The sequence below is a fragment of the Vibrio sp. 10N.247.311.13 genome (genome assembly GCF_041467595.1).
GTDB classification, from domain to species: Bacteria; Pseudomonadota; Gammaproteobacteria; order Enterobacterales; family Vibrionaceae; genus Vibrio; species Vibrio crassostreae_C.
In genome coordinates, this window is the sequence record NZ_JBFSUX010000011.1 from 31672 (window position 1) to 48920 (window position 17249).

14 protein-coding genes are annotated in these 17249 nt (G+C 45.6%); 5 read left to right on the forward strand and 9 right to left on the reverse strand.

Annotation, left to right across the window (positions count from 1 at the left end; genetic code table 11):
* Positions 1-540: 540 nt before the first annotated feature.
* On the reverse strand, positions 541-1449 hold the full coding sequence (locus tag AB6E52_RS07110; protein ID WP_102319984.1) for a Tim44 domain-containing protein: 909 nt from the start codon (positions 1447-1449) through the stop codon (positions 541-543).
* Between the two features lie 196 nt (positions 1450-1645).
* On the opposite strand from AB6E52_RS07110, the gene AB6E52_RS07115 reads away from it, so the two are divergent.
* The 3 genes from AB6E52_RS07115 (at position 1646) to AB6E52_RS07125 (ending at position 5195) form a co-directional block, all read left to right on the forward strand.
* Positions 1646-2236, forward strand: coding sequence for a TetR/AcrR family transcriptional regulator (locus AB6E52_RS07115; RefSeq protein WP_372127803.1), 591 nt, complete (start codon positions 1646-1648; stop codon positions 2234-2236).
* 17 nt (positions 2237-2253) lie between these two features.
* Positions 2254-4128: an MFS transporter gene (locus AB6E52_RS07120; RefSeq protein WP_102320179.1), complete on the forward strand. Its 1875-nt coding sequence runs from the start codon at positions 2254-2256 to the stop codon at positions 4126-4128.
* A 146-nt stretch (positions 4129-4274) separates the two neighbouring features.
* Positions 4275-5195 carry a YeiH family protein gene (locus tag AB6E52_RS07125; protein ID WP_102320180.1) on the forward strand — a complete coding sequence of 307 codons (921 nt, stop codon included), beginning with the start codon at positions 4275-4277 and terminating at the stop codon, positions 5193-5195.
* A 133-nt stretch (positions 5196-5328) separates the two neighbouring features.
* Here the strand turns inward: AB6E52_RS07125 and AB6E52_RS07130 are convergent, their stop codons facing one another.
* Together AB6E52_RS07130 and AB6E52_RS07135 are read right to left on the reverse strand one after the other, a co-directional pair.
* A complete protein-coding gene (locus AB6E52_RS07130) occupies positions 5329-5496 on the reverse strand; it encodes a hypothetical protein (protein WP_017068947.1) in 168 nt (55 codons plus the stop codon).
* Positions 5497-5602: 106 nt separating this feature from the next.
* On the reverse strand, positions 5603-6481 hold the full coding sequence (locus AB6E52_RS07135; RefSeq protein WP_017071714.1) for a LysR substrate-binding domain-containing protein: 879 nt from the start codon (positions 6479-6481) through the stop codon (positions 5603-5605).
* A gap of 193 nt (positions 6482-6674) precedes the next feature.
* Between AB6E52_RS07135 and nagE the strand changes: the two genes are divergently transcribed.
* A complete protein-coding gene (gene nagE, locus AB6E52_RS07140; RefSeq protein ID WP_017064077.1) occupies positions 6675-8120 on the forward strand; it encodes an N-acetylglucosamine-specific PTS transporter subunit IIBC in 1446 nt (481 codons plus the stop codon).
* A 124-nt stretch (positions 8121-8244) separates the two neighbouring features.
* On the opposite strand, the gene menE is transcribed toward nagE, so the two are convergent.
* From menE to AB6E52_RS07170, 6 genes are all read right to left on the reverse strand, one after another.
* Positions 8245-9681 carry an o-succinylbenzoate--CoA ligase gene (menE, locus tag AB6E52_RS07145; protein WP_017060172.1) on the reverse strand — a complete coding sequence of 479 codons (1437 nt, stop codon included), beginning with the start codon at positions 9679-9681 and terminating at the stop codon, positions 8245-8247.
* Positions 9682-9745: 64 nt separating this feature from the next.
* Positions 9746-10753, reverse strand: coding sequence for an o-succinylbenzoate synthase (gene menC / locus AB6E52_RS07150; RefSeq protein WP_017060171.1), 1008 nt, complete (start codon positions 10751-10753; stop codon positions 9746-9748).
* 75 nt (positions 10754-10828) lie between these two features.
* A complete protein-coding gene (gene menB / locus AB6E52_RS07155) occupies positions 10829-11695 on the reverse strand; it encodes a 1,4-dihydroxy-2-naphthoyl-CoA synthase (protein ID WP_017064079.1) in 867 nt (288 codons plus the stop codon).
* 105 nt (positions 11696-11800) lie between these two features.
* On the reverse strand, positions 11801-12598 hold the full coding sequence (gene menH / locus AB6E52_RS07160) for a 2-succinyl-6-hydroxy-2,4-cyclohexadiene-1-carboxylate synthase (protein WP_017065885.1): 798 nt from the start codon (positions 12596-12598) through the stop codon (positions 11801-11803).
* Positions 12599-12607: 9 nt separating this feature from the next.
* Positions 12608-14332: a 2-succinyl-5-enolpyruvyl-6-hydroxy-3-cyclohexene-1-carboxylic-acid synthase gene (gene menD, locus AB6E52_RS07165; RefSeq protein WP_102320181.1), complete on the reverse strand. Its 1725-nt coding sequence runs from the start codon at positions 14330-14332 to the stop codon at positions 12608-12610.
* Positions 14329-15636, reverse strand: coding sequence for an isochorismate synthase MenF (locus AB6E52_RS07170; RefSeq protein ID WP_065583685.1), 1308 nt, complete (start codon positions 15634-15636; stop codon positions 14329-14331). Before AB6E52_RS07170 ends, menD begins: the two co-directional genes overlap by 4 nt.
* Before the next feature lie 296 nt (positions 15637-15932).
* On the opposite strand from AB6E52_RS07170, the gene AB6E52_RS07175 reads away from it, so the two are divergent.
* Positions 15933-17165, forward strand: coding sequence for a pyridoxal phosphate-dependent aminotransferase (locus tag AB6E52_RS07175; protein ID WP_017060166.1), 1233 nt, complete (start codon positions 15933-15935; stop codon positions 17163-17165).
* The last annotated feature ends 84 nt before the right edge of the window (positions 17166-17249 follow it).

Here is a 17249-nt window from a genome sequence, read left to right on the forward strand (position 1 = left end):
AAATCTGCCGGCACTGCCTTCGATGGTTCGAATCCGTCTCCCTCCACCATATTCTCCTTAATTGGAAAATCGAAAAGCCAACTCATGGAGTTGGCTTTTTTCGTTTCTGAGCTTTATCTCTTACTAAACGTGTCTTCTAAAACAACCCTCAACTTCCTAAACACTAACCCGCTCCTACAAATAACTAAGCGATCTAGCCCATTCAAACATCAGTGATCCCATACTTCTGCATGACGCTCACAAGCCAGATAAGCAGCGCAGCCTAAACAATGGGTCGATATATGTTCTTCGCATTCGTTCGCAATTATCTGTTTCTGCTGCAAAGTAACCTCAGGCTCCAATACGGGTTCAAAGAACTTTGTCATTACTCATTACATCCAAATAAAATCAGTTAGTTAGTCTCAGGTTAATCCAATCTTTAACTAAGATACATATCATTAGACGCAAAAAAGCCCCTGCTGATTTCTCAGCAGGGGCTTTCTATTATTTGGTGTCATTCCGAATAACTACATCCTATTGATGTTGAGTTAAATCCTGGAATTAACCTTGAATACCAACAATTAACCAAGGTGCATTGTTAGTTGTTAGGTCACGCTCTAGGTGCCAGATATCAGTGATATCTTCTTCAACGCCATCCGCTGTGTCACGGTAACGACCGCTAAACTGAAGGCTTAGCTGTGCTTTGCTACAATCGTGGTCTGCGCGAACGATTTCAGCATCAACGTACATTACGTCTGTGTGCTGATCACCGTCTAGCTTATTACGCTCAGCTTTTAGGTCTTCAAATAGGCTTGGAGATACGTATTCTTCAATCGTGTTTAGCTCGTTGTGATTCCATGCACCTTGCAGTGTACGGTAGTGCTCACGAGAACCATTGATGAATGCCGCTTGATCAAAGCCCGGTGGGTAGTTATGTGGAACATCGCTTTGTGCACCAAAACCGAAACCACCAGCAGCGCCTTGTGATTGAGGTTGTGTTTGCTCGAAGTTATGAACATTTGGTTGTTGCTTAGGTTGTTCAAACTTGTTCTGACCCATGCCGCCGAATGCTGGCTGTTGGCCACGTGCATTCTGCTGATTCATTGAGCCCTGCTTCGCGCCCAACATTCCGCGTAGGAATTTAAACGCTAGGAAAGCAATCAGACCCATAATCAGAATATCCATGAACTGGATACCTTCAAATGCGCCACCAAAGAATGCAGCTAAAAGACCACCAGCAAGTAAACCACCTAGCAGACCGCCCATAAGGCCTTTCTTGCTAGAGTTAGCTGCTGTGTTCTTACCTGTTTGATCTTGACGGATCGAATTCGTGTTTTGTTGTTTTGGTGCTGGAGCCGTTTTAAAGCTTTTGCCAAATGACTTACCACCACCAAACTTTTTCGCTTCCGCGATTGGCGTCACCGCGACTGTTACCAACAGGATCGCGACTAGTGAGAAAAATCGTTTCATTATTATCCTTTATAGGTTTTTTATCTTTCGACACCTTAATCATACTCGTTAACAAAGAACAATGAAATATTCACGACGTTTACACATGTATCATAATATTGCGGCTATTAATTGATTACTAAACTAGCGAAGGGATTGACGGCACTCTGGGGCGCCATTAAAATATTGAACGATGTTCATTTAATAGAAAGTACCCATGGCAAGACGAAACGATCACACTCGCGAACAATTAGTGCAATTAACCTTAAAAACGGTGACCGACTTCTTAGAAGAGCACTCTTATCACGAGTTAAGTCTACGCAAAATCGCCAATATGATTGGTTATGTTCCAAGTACCTTGGTGAATGTATTCGGCAACTACAACCTATTGCTATTGCATGTTGTTGCTCAAACATTAGATGAACTGGCGTCAGAATCTGCTGTAGCAGTTGAACAATCGAGCAATCCTCAGCAAGCTCTATTCAACCTTGCCTACTGCTACCACGATTTTGCACAAAAACACCCTCACCGTTGGCAGCTTATCTTTGAGCACAACATGAACGGTGAAAACCTTCCTGAATGGCAATCGAACCGCATCGATAGAATGACAGGCATGCTAGAGCAGTTGCTAGTAGCGATTGCTCCTGAACATACGAAAAGCGAAGTCGTTAAAGCTAGCCGTGTATTATGGTCTGGAGTACATGGAATTACTCTACTTAGCGTTGATGATAAATTTTTCGCCGCTGAGCCAATCGATGGTAAAGAGTTGATCAATAACCTAGTCTCAAACTACTTAACCAACTGGTAATCATCCAAGGAAAGACAATGAACAACAGCAGCCAATCTTCGCTGTTAACGCAAAAAAGGTTCCTACCCTACTTTATTACCCAATTTCTAGGAGCCTTTAACGACAACATATTCAAAAATGTCCTGTTACTGTTTGTTGCTTTCGCAAGCGTAGACACGCTGCCTATTTCCAGCAATCTATTCATTAATTTGGCCGCTGGCCTGTTTATTCTGCCCTTCTTCCTATTCTCAGCTTTAGCCGGTGTACTGGCTGATAAATACGAAAAATCGTGGTTTATCCGTAAAGTTAAGCTCCTTGAAGTGGTGATCATGTCACTGGGTGCGATCGGATTTATCTATGAAAGCTACGGGATATTACTTCTGCTCCTGTTCCTTATGGGAACGCAGAGTGCTTTCTTTGGCCCGGTGAAATACGCCCTGCTTCCACAACAATTAGAAACAAAAGAACTGGTATCTGGTAACGCTCTCGTCGAGACAGGTACATTCTTAGCGATCCTGATTGGTACTCTCGGCGCAGGCATCATTGCATCTGAAGAAGGCGCGAAGCTCATTGCTGCGGTGTGTATTGTTTCGTTCGCCGTGCTTGGCTATGTATCAAGCTGGTTTATCCCACAAGCGCCAAGTAATGCACCAGACCTTAAAGTAAAGTGGCAACCTGTAAAACTGACCCGCGCGACACTGGCGATTGCAAAAAAAGATCGCCCGACCTTTCAAGCTCTGATGTCTATCAGCTGGTTCTGGTTCCTTGGTGCGGCTTACCTAACTCAGTTTCCCAACTTCACTAAACTGCATCTAAACGGCACTGAAAGCTCCGTCGCCTTTTTACTGGCACTATTCTCGGTAGGCATTGCAATCGGCTCTTTAGCTTGTGATAAGTTATCTAATCACCGAATTGAAATCGGCATCGTGCCAATGGGCAGCTTAGGTATCTCGATCTTCGGTCTTCTGATGGCGATATCCATCCCGGAGTCTTTGCCTGACTTTAGTTCTTTCCATCAATTCGTAACCTACTCAGAGCTGTGGCCACTGTTTGCTTACCTTCTGCTTCTGGGTATCTCTGGCGGTGTCTTTATTGTTCCTCTGTATTCACTGATGCAGTTACGTGCCAAGCCCGACGAGCGTGCCCAAGTGATTGCCGGGCTCAATATCTACAACTCACTGTTCATGGTGGGAAGTGCGGTATTAGGTATTGTTTGCCTTAGTGTTCTAGATCTTTCAATTCCGCAGCTGTTTATCTTGCTCGCAGTGGGCAACACTTTGGTGATGCTGTACCTGTTTTATCAGGTGCCTATCTACGCTTTCCGCTTCTTTACGTGGGTGGTCACTCACACCATGTACAGAGTTAAACATAAGAACTTACATCACCTGCCAGAAAAGGGCGGTGCGTTGATTGTCTGCAACCATGTGAGTTATATGGATGCACTGCTGCTGAGTGCGGTTTGCCCTCGCTTGATCCGTTTTGTGATGGAAGAGGATTACACCAAGTTGCCGCCAATTCGACGCTTCTTGAAAAGAGCTGGGGTGATTCCAATCTCCGCGACCAACCGCAACTCGATTCGAAACGCTTTCAAAGAAGTAGAGCGTGCCCTGCATGAAGGTCACATCGTGTGTATTTTCCCAGAAGGAAAGCTCACCTCTGATGGCGAAATGGCTGAGTTCATGCGTGGTATGGAGCTGATCATCAAACGCTCCCCTGTCCCAGTGATTCCTATGGCTCTTAAAGGATTATGGGGTAGCTACTTTAGTCGTTACAAAGGCCGTGCCTGCAAAGGGTTACCCACTCGCTTCTGGACTAAGCTAGAGATAGAAGCTGGCGAGCCGATTTCACCTAAACAAGCCTCTTGTGAAACGCTTCGACAGTCAGTCTCTGACCTTCGCGGATCATTACGCTAGTTAACCAGCCCTTTATTCATATCAGTTGAACAAGCGTTAAGTTTTCCTTAACGTTTGTTCAATTCATTTAGACTTACTTATCATTTTATTGAACGTATAGTGGTCTCATCACAATAACGCCACAACAAAACAAGACTCTAAATACAATGAATCTAAAAAAGTCCGCTCCATTTTATCTTGCTGCACTGTTTTGCTTAACGCCTTGGGTTAGCTCACCGACAGCCCTGGTTATCGGTTTCCTGCTTGCTAGTTTAGGATTAGTCCCTGAACACTTGGAAGTCGGCAAACTTACCAAAAAGCTACTGGCCTACTCTATTGTTGGCTTGGGTTTTGGTATTCAGTTTGAAAAAGCATTAGCAGTAACAGGCGATGGTATTGGGCTCATTGTAACGACGATTATCGGTACATTAGTCATTGGTTGGTTCTTGGCGAAACAAATGGGGCTAGACCGCACTACGGGCTATCTTATATCTTCTGGTACCGCGATTTGTGGTGGTAGCGCGATAGCAGCAGTGGCACCCGCGATCAAAGCAGACGATGAACAGATTGGCTTGGCATTAGCCACCGTATTCGTGTTGAACTCGGTTGCTCTATTCTTATTCCCGATGATTGGTCACGCGCTTGAACTCAGCCAACAAACATTTGGTACTTGGGCAGCTATTGCGATTCACGATACGTCTTCTGTAGTAGGTGCAGCTTCAGCGTATGGCGAAGAAGCACTGACGACAGCGACAACATTGAAGCTCGCTCGCGCACTTTGGATCATCCCAATCGCTTTAATTAGTGCGATGATCTTCAAGAACGATCAAAAGAAGATTACGGTTCCCTACTTCATTTTCTTCTATTGCGCCGCTATTGCGGTGAGTGACTTACTGCCACAATTTGAGATGGTCTATCAAGGAATCTTTGATGTGTCTAAGCGAGCACTGGTCGTGTGTTTGTTCTTAATTGGCTGTGGTATTTCAGTTGAGAAGTTAAAAGCGGCAGGGCCGAAACCACTGATGTTTGGTATTACAATGTGGGTCATGATCTCAACGGGTTCATTGGCGTGGTTAACTCTCGCCTAGCCTGCAAATAAACACTTTAGATGATTGTCTGGTTACCTAGACACTCGGGTTAGCGAGCAGAAAAACAAAAAGGCAAAGCTCCAATGGGCTTTGCCTTTATCGTTTGTGGTAAGGGTATTCTTTGTTGTAACAATCACGAATCAAACAGGGGCTTATCACTCTTCTTGCTCTCTCTTTTCATTAAAACAAGTACCACAACCAACACAAATGCTGTGAGCTCAGCCAACGAACGAGTCAACCCCGATGAGATGATCGCTTGGCCTATCTGCAGTAAAACCGCAATGATGAGGGCAATTTTCATAATAAGACCTTATTCTATAATCCGTTATTTATATGGCTTATTATGATGGATGGTTATAAAGATAATAAATTCTGTTTTGAACTATCTAATTGCTAAATTAACTAACCTAACGCAACTGCCCTTCTAACCACTTAATAAAGGTTCTTACCTTAGGTCGTTTTTCCGTGCCTAACGGGCAGATTAAGTCATACCCTTGGTCTGTATCCATGCTCGGATAAGGTGTTATGAGCTCGCCAGTCTGAACATACTGCTTAACAAAATGATAGCGCCCCATCGCGACACCGATATTGCTGAGGGCACTTCTTACGCCCATATCCCGGTGGCTCACACAGTAAAATTGCTCAAACAAGTTCACATCTAAGCCGTGGTGTTTAATCCAACGCTGCCATACATCTGACCCTAGTGCATGAATGAAATTAATCCGGTGCAGCGATTCTAAGCCATCATCAAAGATGTCGTGTTCAGCCGCGTAACTCGGTGTACATACCGGAATATACTTTTCACCAAACAGGCGCTGTCGATGCATGTCTTTGAGATTTTCAGCACCATAGTAAATAGCGACATCGAGATGATTTTGATGAAAATCCTGCTCTTCTTGCGAGAAAATATTGAGATTAAACTTTGGGTATCGCTGTTTAAAATCAGCCAACCTCGGCAGTAACCAACTGTTGGCAAATGCAGGACTGGTACCGATATTGATCTGTCCATACAAGTCTGTGTTGGTAATGTCTTCGATCTCACCAAAAATAGAGCTTAACGACTTGGATAACGTTCGTTGAAAGCGCTGACCTTCTTCCGTTAGTTCCAGTTTACGAGTCCCTCGCACAAACAAGTTAAATCCGAGTTCACCTTCTAACACTTTGATTCGATGGCTAACGGCTCCCTGAGTCAAATGCAACTTTCTAGCCGCTAGCGTAAAGCTCATTTTCTCTGCAGTAACATTAAAAGTATGAAGATTTCTAAGTAAAGATTGATGGTTAGCCATACGAACTCATGCATTAAAAATTTTAATTCATACTACTACCCGTTTCGTTTGTTTGCATTAAGAAATAAGTTTTTAATAACCGCAGTTACTTAAAATCCTGCCTCGATCAATATTTGACTCCATACGTTGACGAGCAGAAACATTAAAAAAATTAATTACAAACTTAGGGGCACATATGAATATACTCGGGTATATGCAAAAAGTAGGTAAGGCATTGATGGTTCCCGTAGCCACACTGCCAGCTGCAGCAATCCTTATGGGGATCGGCTATTGGTTGGATCCTGTTGGTTGGGGTTCTGAAAGTATCTTAGCCGCATTCTTGATCAAATCTGGTGGCGCGATCATCGACAACATGGCGGTTCTATTCGCGGTGGGTGTCGCATTTGGTTTGAGCCGTGATAAGAATGGTTCTGCGGCACTGTCTGGCTTTGTGATGTTCCTCGTCGTCACCACGCTACTTGCTCCGGGCTCTGTTGCTCAGTTAATGGATGTTGAACTCAGTGAAGTGCCTGCGGCATTTGGCAAAATCAGCAACCAATTCGTAGGTATCATTGTGGGTATCATCTCTGCTGAGATCTACAACCGCTACTCAACGGTTGAACTTCCTCAAGCTCTAGCGTTCTTCAGCGGTAAGCGTTTGGTTCCTATCCTGACCTCAATCGCAGGTATGGCTCTCTCTTTTGCTCTACTTTACATCTGGCCAGCTGTTTACGACGCTCTGATCGTTCTGGGTATTAAACTAGAAAGCATGGGTGCGGTGGGTGCTGGTCTGTTTGGTTTCTTCAACCGTTTGTTCCTATCAGTAGGTATGCACCACGCTCTTTACCCTGTGTTCTGGTTCGACGTTGTTGGTATTAACGACATTCCAAACTTCTTAGGCGGCGCGCAATCTATCGCTAACGGTACGGGTATTCCAGGTAAAACTGGCATGTACCAAGCGGGCTTCTTCCCTATCATGATGTTTGGCCTACCAGCAGCAGCATTGGCGATGTATCACTGTTCTGATGCGAAAAACAAAAACCAAGTATTCGCAATCATGCTTGCGGCAGCTATGGCTTCATTCTTCACGGGTATCACAGAGCCACTAGAATTCAGCTTCATGTTCCTAGCACCCGTGTTGTTCCTACTGCACGCAGTATTAACAGGCCTATCGCTTTACATTGCAGCAAGCATGGAATGGATGGCAGGCTTCGGCTTCTCTGCTGGTTTCGTTGACCTAGTACTATCAAGCCAAAACCCACTCGCGGTTAACTGGTACATGCTACTGGTTCAAGGTGTGGTGTTCTTCGCGCTTTACTACGGTATTTTCCGCTTCGCTATCATCAAGTTCAACCTACGTACTCCAGGTCGTGGTGAAGAGATGGAAGCAGAAAAAGAAACTGAAACGCCAGAAGCATTGGCTAACCTAACCAACAGCTACATTGAAGCGGTTGGCGGTGCAGACAACATTCTAGAAGTCGATAACTGTATTACTCGTCTACGCTTAACTGTGAAAGACTCAGGTGCAGCAGACAGCGAGAAACTGAAGAAACTCGGTGCGGCAGGTGTGGTACCGGTTGGGAAAGGTGGTCTACAAGTTATCATTGGTCTAGGTAAGGTAGATAAAGTCGCTGAACAAATGAAGAAGGCACTCGCTTAACGCCAAATCTTGAATGACACGATAAATAATTAGAATTTGTGACGGCTTCACCACCGTCACAACCCCCTGAAGCGCAATTACGACTAGTCACCGTGTATTGCGCTTCATTTTATTGCTCTTCGCTCTATTTAGAACGGGTCTGCTGTAACCACTGCGCCAATCCAGCGCGCGAAACCTTAATACCATGTTGTTCCTGCTGAGGCATTCGATAATACTCAATAGGAAATTTGAACCGTTCAAGACGACCAGTTAACTGCTCGATAAACCACTCTTTGGTTGGCAACTCAGCACAATCGACAATCGCTGCAGGTCGAAATCCGAACTCATCATCTTCAATGGGAACAATAAAAGCCTGATTAACCTCAGACAATTGATTGAGTACTCGCTCAATTTCTTCGCAATGAATGTTCTCACCACCAGAAATAAACTGGTTGTCGGCACGGCCAATAATCGACACTTGTTCGCCAAGCCACTCACCAAGATCTTTGCTATCAAACCAACCGCTCTTATCAACTAATGGCGTTAAGTTACCTTGATAGTAATACCCGGACGCGAGCGTCTCGCCACCAATAAAGATACGTTGTTCTTCAATTTTTAGCTGGCGATGGTTAAGGACAAAACCGGCGGTGCTGCCGGCATCAACGGGCTTCGCGGTCACGGTTGAAGCCGCTTCAGTCATGCCGTATCCAAGCCATGTTTCGATGCCCATTTGTTGAGCTTCGAGCCCAAGTGCTTCTGGTATATGACTACCACCCAAAAGTACATGCGTTAAAGTAAGTGCTTGCTTACTCTTTAACAATCGATGTAGTTGAGTAGCGACCAATGAAGCATGACTGCATTCTTCTATATCGGTTTCAAGCTGACCTGTGCCTATTTTGATGCAACCACCAGCCGCCAACCAACGATGAACTATCGCCAGCCCCGACACATGGTACATAGGTAAACTCAGTAACCACGTGTCACCTTGTTGATAACGAAACACCTCAAGCAGCCCTGACGCAGAGCATAGGTGCTGCTCAAGTGTATGAGCGACCGCTTTTGGGTTTCCGGTAGAACCTGAAGTGAATACGATGCTCGCTAGATTTTGCGGATTGAAATTGGATTCTTGAGGTGTCGTTATCTGCTCATCATCACCATCAAACTTCAGTTCACTTAGGCAAGGCAAGGTCACCAACTGAGTATTCAAATCGGCAGTCTCTGATTGCTCTATTCCGCTATTGCCCAAGAGCCAAAGGTAGCTCTGTTGATCTGCTTGATATAAGGAATCGAGCTTTTGCTTCAGGCGTAAACTAGGCTGAGGCATCGTAAACGCACAAACCACACCCAAATTGAGTGCGGCAAGATAAACAGGGATCACTTCAGCTTGATTCTTACCAACAATCGTCAGTACATCACCTTCAGATAGGCCTTGATGAGATAGCTGTTGTTGGTACTCACTAACCAACACAAACACTTGCTGCCAAGTATAAGTGCGGTGAGTGGTCACTAACGCTGGTTGAAGTGGGTTTTGCTGCGCCCACTTTACCCAGAGCGGGGGATGATTAGATTGTGGGCGCATCATATGATAACCAAAAATAGATTAAGAACTTGTTAAGCTAACTAAATAGCCATTCAAATAGCTCGGTCTAAGAAGACCAAATCAATTGTTGCTTTTCAAGCGTAGAGACAGGCAACTGACAGCCCGGCCAAGAAACCTCTAGCTGCTGCTTGAACAAGCCAATCGTATCCAACCCCGGCACTTCATTTGGCAAATATTGCTGCGCCAGACGAGCAATCTGAGTCAGACCTAGGCTCGACTCAATGCTTGAGCTCAATACAGGTTTCATTCCAAGCTTCTGTGCTCGCTCAATGATTGCCACGCAACGCTCGACAGAACCAATAAGAGTTGGCTTGATCACGACTGCTTTAACACCAGTAAGGTCGCTAAGATCAAATTCCGGGCTGCGCACCGCTTCTTGCAGTGTCTCGTCCCACGCAATCGCCACACCATGGTCAATGGCAAAGGCCAAACTGTCTTCTGGCTTTTGGCAAGGCTCTTCGATAAAGCTTATACGCTGGCGCATTGACGGCGAAATGTATTTAATGAATTGCTTCGCTTTCTCTGGCTTCCACGCACGGTTGGCATCAAGTCTTAGAGTCAAATCAGGGATCGACTCAAGGAATAAGCTAACCAACATGCCATCGCGAATCGCTTCGTAGAGGCCGACTTTCACTTTCGCGACCTTCTCGCCTACCATCTCATTCAATACAGGAATCAGTTCATCTGGATCGCCTGTACACAAAGGCGCCGCTTGGTAGTTACCTTGAGCGTTAAGATCGCCTCGCAATTCCATCATCGCCATTGAAAAGCCAAACGCGACAGAAGGATACAGCTCGTCGAAAGGCGTTTGAGGCTTATTGTGGCTCCAAAGCTCTAATTCGTGTTGAAGCTGAATGCCAGCTTGTTCGGCATCTTCTTGGCTAAAACCGGGCAAAGGCGCAACTTCGCCAAAACCAGTTTTACCATCACACTCAAGTTGGATGATATAGCCAACACGTTCGTTCAACTTATTGTCACGAAGAACCACACCACTATCCATAGGTAATTGATAACGGTAAAGTTTAGCGTGACGCTGAGAATTCACTGAGTTCATAAAGTTTCCTAAAAAACGGGGAACATCAAAACAAAACGAGCCGCTATTAGCGACTCATTTTGAAGAGGAGAAAGACTATGGATTACGCGGGAACTTGTCGAAGTCCGGTCGACGTTTCTCGTTGAATGCGTTGCGGCCTTCTTGGCCTTCCTCTGTCATGTAGAACATCATGGTTGCGTTACCAGCCAACTCTTGTAAGCCTGCTTGACCATCACAGTCAGCGTTCAGTGCCGCTTTCAAGCAACGCAGTGCCATTGGGCTGTGTTGAAGCACTTCACGACACCAACGAACTGTCTCTTTTTCTAGGTCAGCAACAGGAACAACGGTGTTTACAAGGCCCATGTCCAGTGCTTCTTGTGCATCGTAGAAGCGGCACAAGAACCAGATTTCACGTGCTTTCTTTTGACCAACGATACGAGCCATGTAAGAAGCACCCCAACCGCCATCGAAAGAACCCACTTTAGGACCCGTCTGACCGAACTGCGCGTTTTCAGCTGCAATAGTAAGGTCTGCCATCATGTGAAGTACATGACCGCCACCGACTGCCCAACCCGATACCGCTGCGATAACTGGTTTTGGACAAGTACGAATTTGACGTTGGAAATCAAGTACATTCAAGTGGTGCGTACCTGAGTCATCTTGGTAACCGCCGTAGTCACCACGGATACTTTGGTCACCACCAGAACAGAACGCCTTCTCACCAAGACCAGTCAAAATGATTACGCCAACTTTCTCGTCATAACGAGCATCAGCCAGTGCATTGATCATCTCTTTTACGGTTTGTGGACGGAACGCATTGTGCACTTGAGGGCGAGCAATCGTGATTTTCGCAATACCGTCATCAGACTTGTGGTATTGAATATCTTCATATTGACTGCTTTCATCGCGCCAGTTAACGGCTGCGTAAAGTTCTTCTTCTGTGATGCCTACTGTTTTAGCCATGATGATTCCCATTATTCTATTAGAGAGCGCGACTAGCGTAGAGTCGCGACGGTGTTGCTCTGCTTTCTATAGCGCTTGATACGAGAGGTTCGCTCAGTCAGTTCATCAACGACTGGCGATACATTGGATGATCAGATTTGAAAACATCTCTGGTTGCTCAAAATGAACATTATGACCCGCGTAATCCACCTGACTATATTCAAAGCCACTATTCTCAGCTAGCTCCATGAATTTACGATCTTTTTCTCCACATACATAATGCAATAAATGCTCATGAGATTTCAATGTGGCACGTAAATCCGGTTGCTTAGCTAACGAAGTAGATAACAACATATTTGCTACGGATACTCCAAGGTTACCACTACGCTTTATGACCAAAGTTTGTCTTTGCTCATGATTTAGTGAAGAAAAGACGCTTTGTTGATACCAATCGTCTAAAACATCTTCAATCGACTGCTGTGCAAAGCGAACAGCCCATTGCGTATCGTGTACTAACCTTTGTGCTCTTTCTTCATCACATTCCAAGCCAAAGTTGCCACCTTCAATGATGACTTTCTCTAAGTTAAGAGTTTCGAAGCAAGGGCTTGTTACCCCATACATGGCAAGCCTTCCCCCCATAGAATACCCAATCACCACGATAGGATAATCGACAGGAAGATCGTTGAGAGCCAGCTGAGATGTGATGCACTGAACTATCTTGGTACAGCAATGATCAAAGCCTACAGGGTCGATAAACCGGCTTTGTCCGTGTCCGGGCAAATCTATGCAAAGACGAGGAAAGTCTTCGAGGAAGGGGTGGCATGCACTCCAATCATCCCCGCTTCCGAGTAAACCATGTAAAAAAACAAGCAAAGGTTTGTCAGAAGATTCTTGTACTGCTGGGTAATAATTGGAGTAAAGCATGTAAAGTCCTTAGGCTAATGCCTCGGTGAGCATTGAGCTGAATTGCTTCAGCAAAGTAGACGCTTGTTCGGGAGGCGTCTTAACTTCTACGAGCAAGGTACCCTGACCCTGTTCGAAATGTTGTTCGATAATGTTTTGATAGCAATTCAAAGTTTCTGGCGCCGCATAACCAAGTTGGAACTGCGCAGCAGCGTGTTCAAAACTGAAACCATGAGGCATTTGATAAAGTGACTGTTTCTGCTGCTCTGGTACCGGCAACAAGTCAAAGATTGCCCCACCATCGTTATTGGTAACCACAATAACCATTGGTGTTGTGCTGTGAGTAAGTAGCGCCAGCGAATTTAGGTCGTACAACAAAGAGGTGTCACCAATCAGCATCATCAAAGGATTCTGGTTGGCTTTTATCACTCCCGCAGCCGTCGCCACCAAGCCATCAATGCCCGATGCACCGCGGTTGCTGTAGACTTGAGTCGCAGAGATTGATGACAGCATATCCACCAGCCTTACCATCAAGCTATTTCCCACAAAAAGCTCTCTGCCCTTAAGTCTAGACGACAAGTCAACGGCAACGCTCAACTCTGTCAGTTGGTCGTTATTAGAGATTTGCGCCAACGCTAACTGCTGAACCGTATTCGCGACTTCCGCCAAAGATGCCGCCCAGCCAGCATGTTCTCCCAACAGCGTTGGTAGATGTTGCTCTGATAACCAATGTTCGATATCAGCGACAATATGAGTTTGAGGCAGATGATCTTGATTAATACGATGTGCATCTGGTGAAACAACGATGTACTGCGATGAACAAAATGTGGCAGCTTGTTCTTTTACCCATTGGTTAAGACGCTTAGATACGATGCGCTCACCAAACTGGATAATAAAATCACACTGACTAAGCTGTGCTTTGGCTGCGTCACTTTGCATCCATAAATCATAGTGTTTCCAGTCACTACTGACACCCGATTGAGGGTCACAGAATACTGGCCAGCCCAAAGCTGTCGCAAACTGCTTGGCTTTAATTGCGGCTTCATTCTCGATAGAACCAATAATCACTGCGCCTTTACGAGCGACATAATCACTTGCTGAGACAGGCTGAGCGATTAAATGACTGGGCAAATAAGTGTTCGAGTAAAGGCAGGTTGAAGCTCTCCAAGCTGCCACGCTCTTTGTATAATCCGCATACATCTCGGCGCTATTAGCGGAATAAAGCGGTTCTGGGAACGGACAGTTGATATGAATAGCCCCACCGACGCTGCGCTGTTTCGCCAGTGCGTTATCAACCGACGTCAAAAGCCAATTCAAAGAAACTTGTGTCGTTGGACTTGGAAGGTTTAGTGCCGTTTCAACGTGAGACGAAAAGATACCCTGCTGCTGAATCGCTTGATTGGCACCACAGTCGACTAAATCAATCGGTCGATCGGAGGTCAACAAGATTAGCTTTTCTCGCGTTAATCCAGATTCAGCGGTCGCTGGTAGAAGGTTAGCTACGGCAGTTCCAGAAGTAACAACCACCGCAACGGGTTTGTTGCTCGCTTTAGCTAAACCTAAAGCCAAGAAGCCAAGCCCGCGCTCATCAAAGTGCGTATGTAAGGTTAGCTTAGAGTTAGCTTCGGCTTCGAGTGTTAATGGTGTTGAACGAGAGCCTGGCGCGATGCAAACATGTTCAACACCGCTGCGGGCAAGCTCTTCAAGTAACGTGTGACACCAAACTCTATTTAATACGGCTTGGTCGTGATTCATGACGCGACACCCAATGGAGGGTGATCTGAAATTAAGCTAAGCAGAGTAGACATCTTCTTGTTCAGCTCTTGCCATTCATGTTCGGCAACCGATCCCGGCACGATCCCCGCGCCAGCAAACAGTTGTACTTGATCGTTTACAATCAAGGCGCTTCGAATCGCCACGCAGAATTCCGCTCGCTGATGACTGATATAGCCTACAGAGCCTGCATACCAACCTCGTGCAAACGGTTCGTGTTCAAGAATGAAATCCATCGCCTCTTTACGAGGTAAACCCGCCACCGCAGCAGTTGGCTGTAAGGCAGCAAGCAACTGCACACCATTAACGCCATTGTTGAGCTGAGCATGGATATTGCGCTTCAAATGCTGCACCTTACGCAAGCGCACTAGACGCGCATCCTTTTCAACATGGACCGTTTGAGAATGAGGAGTGAGACGCTCAATGATGTCGTCGACCACATACTGGTTCTCATTGAGGTTTTTGCTGTCTTGAGAAAGCCAGTTGGCCAGTTCCATATCCTCAGTAGCGTTCTCTCCGCGACCAATGGTTCCAGCAAGCGCCTCGGTATCAAGCTCCGTACCATGTCGGCTATATAAGCGCTCTGGTGTCGAGCCAATGAAACTGTGTTTAGAATCCAGCACCAACATAAAGTGGAAACTGTGGTGATTTTGCAGATAGCTGGCTTTAAGTAATTGAGCTGCGCAGATAGGCGCATCGAGTTGCAGTGTGGTTTTACGTGCTAAAACGACTTTTTTGTACTCTTCATCGCTAATGCCTTGCAGCACTTTATCGACAAGGTTGCCCCACTGCTCTCTTTCTGGAACGTGATTGATCTGTTCAATATGGGCAGACAAAGGCGCCAATATCGCGGCTTCTACAGAAAGCTTATTCAAAGCATTAATAGAAGAAACGCGATCAGGGGACAAATTAACCGCCAGCGACCAAGTATTGTCAAAGCGGATCAATTCAACCTGAGGAAGGAAGAAAAACGACTCCATGCAGCGACGGTTCTTTGCGGTGTGCCCATCAAACGAGCGTCCACCCCAGATTCGTTGGTCTTCACCAAGAATAGCGTACGCGGGTGCAGGATCTGAAAACGTATGTAACTGTCCGAGCGCAACAACCTCTTCACGAGTGTCGCGTGACTGCCAGTAGAACTTTGGAAAGAGCGGTTGAGCATGAAGCCATTCTATAAATGCAAACGATGGTTTTTGCGTTAGAACTTCAACACAACGAACTTCGCTTGCTTGGGCATTTTGTACTCGCTCAATCAAAGCGGAGATAGTTTGCTGGAAATGTGACAAATCGACCTCGTTCACATCTAAATTATTATTATATTAGTTTGATACTTTATGGGCAGTACCCACTTAGATCAAGAATGTACTATATCTTTTCAACATTCCTGTGATTTTAAGCGATCCCGCCCCTTTATTCATCTTAGCCAATAACCAAGAAAGCGATTAATTAAAATTTAGAAAAGAGTGACAACAAAAAGGCTAAACGTGATACTGAAATGCGACATTCATCAGATTTTTATTCTATCAAACGCCATTTTGCGGTACGTTAATAAAGTATTTAAATTAATTTCAGGAAATCGGCAATGCAAAATATCGGGATGTCGTCAAAACTCAACAGCGTATGCTACGAAATCAGGGGGCCTGTACTCAAACATGCTAAGCGCATGGAAGAAGAAGGGCATAAAATACTGAAGCTTAATATTGGTAACCCCGCCCCATTTGGTTTTGACGCCCCTGATGAAATCCTTGTTGACGTAATCCGTAACCTACCGACATCTCAAGGTTACTGCGACTCAAAAGGCATCTATTCAGCCCGCAAAGCGGTTGTTCAGCACTACCAGAAAAAAGGCCTACGTAACCTTGATGTAGAAGACGTTTACATTGGTAACGGCGCATCAGAGCTTATCGTTATGTCTATGCAAGCGCTACTGGATAATGGTGATGAAATCTTAGTTCCCGCTCCGGATTACCCACTATGGACAGCGTCTGTTGCGCTTTCTGGTGGTACACCGGTTCACTACATGTGTGATGAAGATGCTGATTGGTATCCAGATTTAGACGACATGCGCGCGAAGATCTCACCAAAGACGCGCGGCATCGTTCTTATCAACCCGAACAACCCAACAGGCGCGGTATACAGCCGTGATTTCCTATTACAAGTGGTTGAGATTGCTCGTGAGCACGGTTTGATCATCTTCGCCGATGAAATCTACGACAAAGTACTTTACGACGGTGCGGTACACACTTCAGTGGCAACGCTTGCTGAAGACGTATTAATGGTCACGTTCAACGGCCTATCTAAAGCTTACCGTGTATGTGGTTTCCGTGGTGGTTGGATGTTCTTAACAGGCCCTAAACACCTAGCGAAAGGCTATGTAGAAGGGCTAGAAATGCTGGCCTCAATGCGTTTGTGTGCCAACGTTCCGATGCAACACGCTATCCAAACCGCACTCGGTGGCTATCAGAGTATCAATGAGCTGATTCTTCCAGGCGGTCGACTGCTTGAACAGCGTGACCGTGCATGGGAACTGATCAACAAGATCCCTGGCGTTTCTTGTGTGAAACCGAAAGGTGCAATGTACCTGTTCCCTAAAATCGACACCAACATGTACAACATCAAAGACGATCAGAAGTTTGTACTCGACTTCCTTAAGCAAGAGAAGGTGCTATTGGTTCAAGGTACGGGCTTCAATTGGCCGAAACCGGATCACTTCCGTATCGTGACTCTGCCGCACATCGAAGATCTAGAAATCGCAATTGGTCGTTTAGAGCGCTTCTTACAGACTTACAGCCAAGACGACCTCATCGAAGGTTAATGAGCACAAAGAAAGATGGCTACAATTTGCTGTTTTAAAAGACTTTAACTTGTATTCATTCACTTCTATGCTTAAAAGGCTCCT

Coding starts and splice junctions, on each gene's coding strand:
- AB6E52_RS07110 (WP_102319984.1), bottom strand. CDS start 1,449: ATGAAACGATTTTTCTCACTAGTCGCGATCCTGTTGGTAACAGTCGCG.
- AB6E52_RS07115 (WP_372127803.1), top strand. CDS start 1,646: ATGGCAAGACGAAACGATCACACTCGCGAACAATTAGTGCAATTAACC.
- AB6E52_RS07120 (WP_102320179.1), top strand. CDS start 2,254: ATGAACAACAGCAGCCAATCTTCGCTGTTAACGCAAAAAAGGTTCCTA.
- AB6E52_RS07125 (WP_102320180.1), top strand. CDS start 4,275: ATGAATCTAAAAAAGTCCGCTCCATTTTATCTTGCTGCACTGTTTTGC.
- AB6E52_RS07130 (WP_017068947.1), bottom strand. CDS start 5,496: ATGAAAATTGCCCTCATCATTGCGGTTTTACTGCAGATAGGCCAAGCG.
- AB6E52_RS07135 (WP_017071714.1), bottom strand. CDS start 6,481: ATGGCTAACCATCAATCTTTACTTAGAAATCTTCATACTTTTAATGTT.
- nagE (WP_017064077.1), top strand. CDS start 6,675: ATGCAAAAAGTAGGTAAGGCATTGATGGTTCCCGTAGCCACACTGCCA.
- menE (WP_017060172.1), bottom strand. CDS start 9,681: ATGATGCGCCCACAATCTAATCATCCCCCGCTCTGGGTAAAGTGGGCG.
- menC (WP_017060171.1), bottom strand. CDS start 10,753: ATGAACTCAGTGAATTCTCAGCGTCACGCTAAACTTTACCGTTATCAA.
- menB (WP_017064079.1), bottom strand. CDS start 11,695: ATGGCTAAAACAGTAGGCATCACAGAAGAAGAACTTTACGCAGCCGTT.
- menH (WP_017065885.1), bottom strand. CDS start 12,598: ATGCTTTACTCCAATTATTACCCAGCAGTACAAGAATCTTCTGACAAA.
- menD (WP_102320181.1), bottom strand. CDS start 14,332: ATGAATCACGACCAAGCCGTATTAAATAGAGTTTGGTGTCACACGTTA.
- AB6E52_RS07175 (WP_017060166.1), top strand. CDS start 15,933: ATGCAAAATATCGGGATGTCGTCAAAACTCAACAGCGTATGCTACGAA.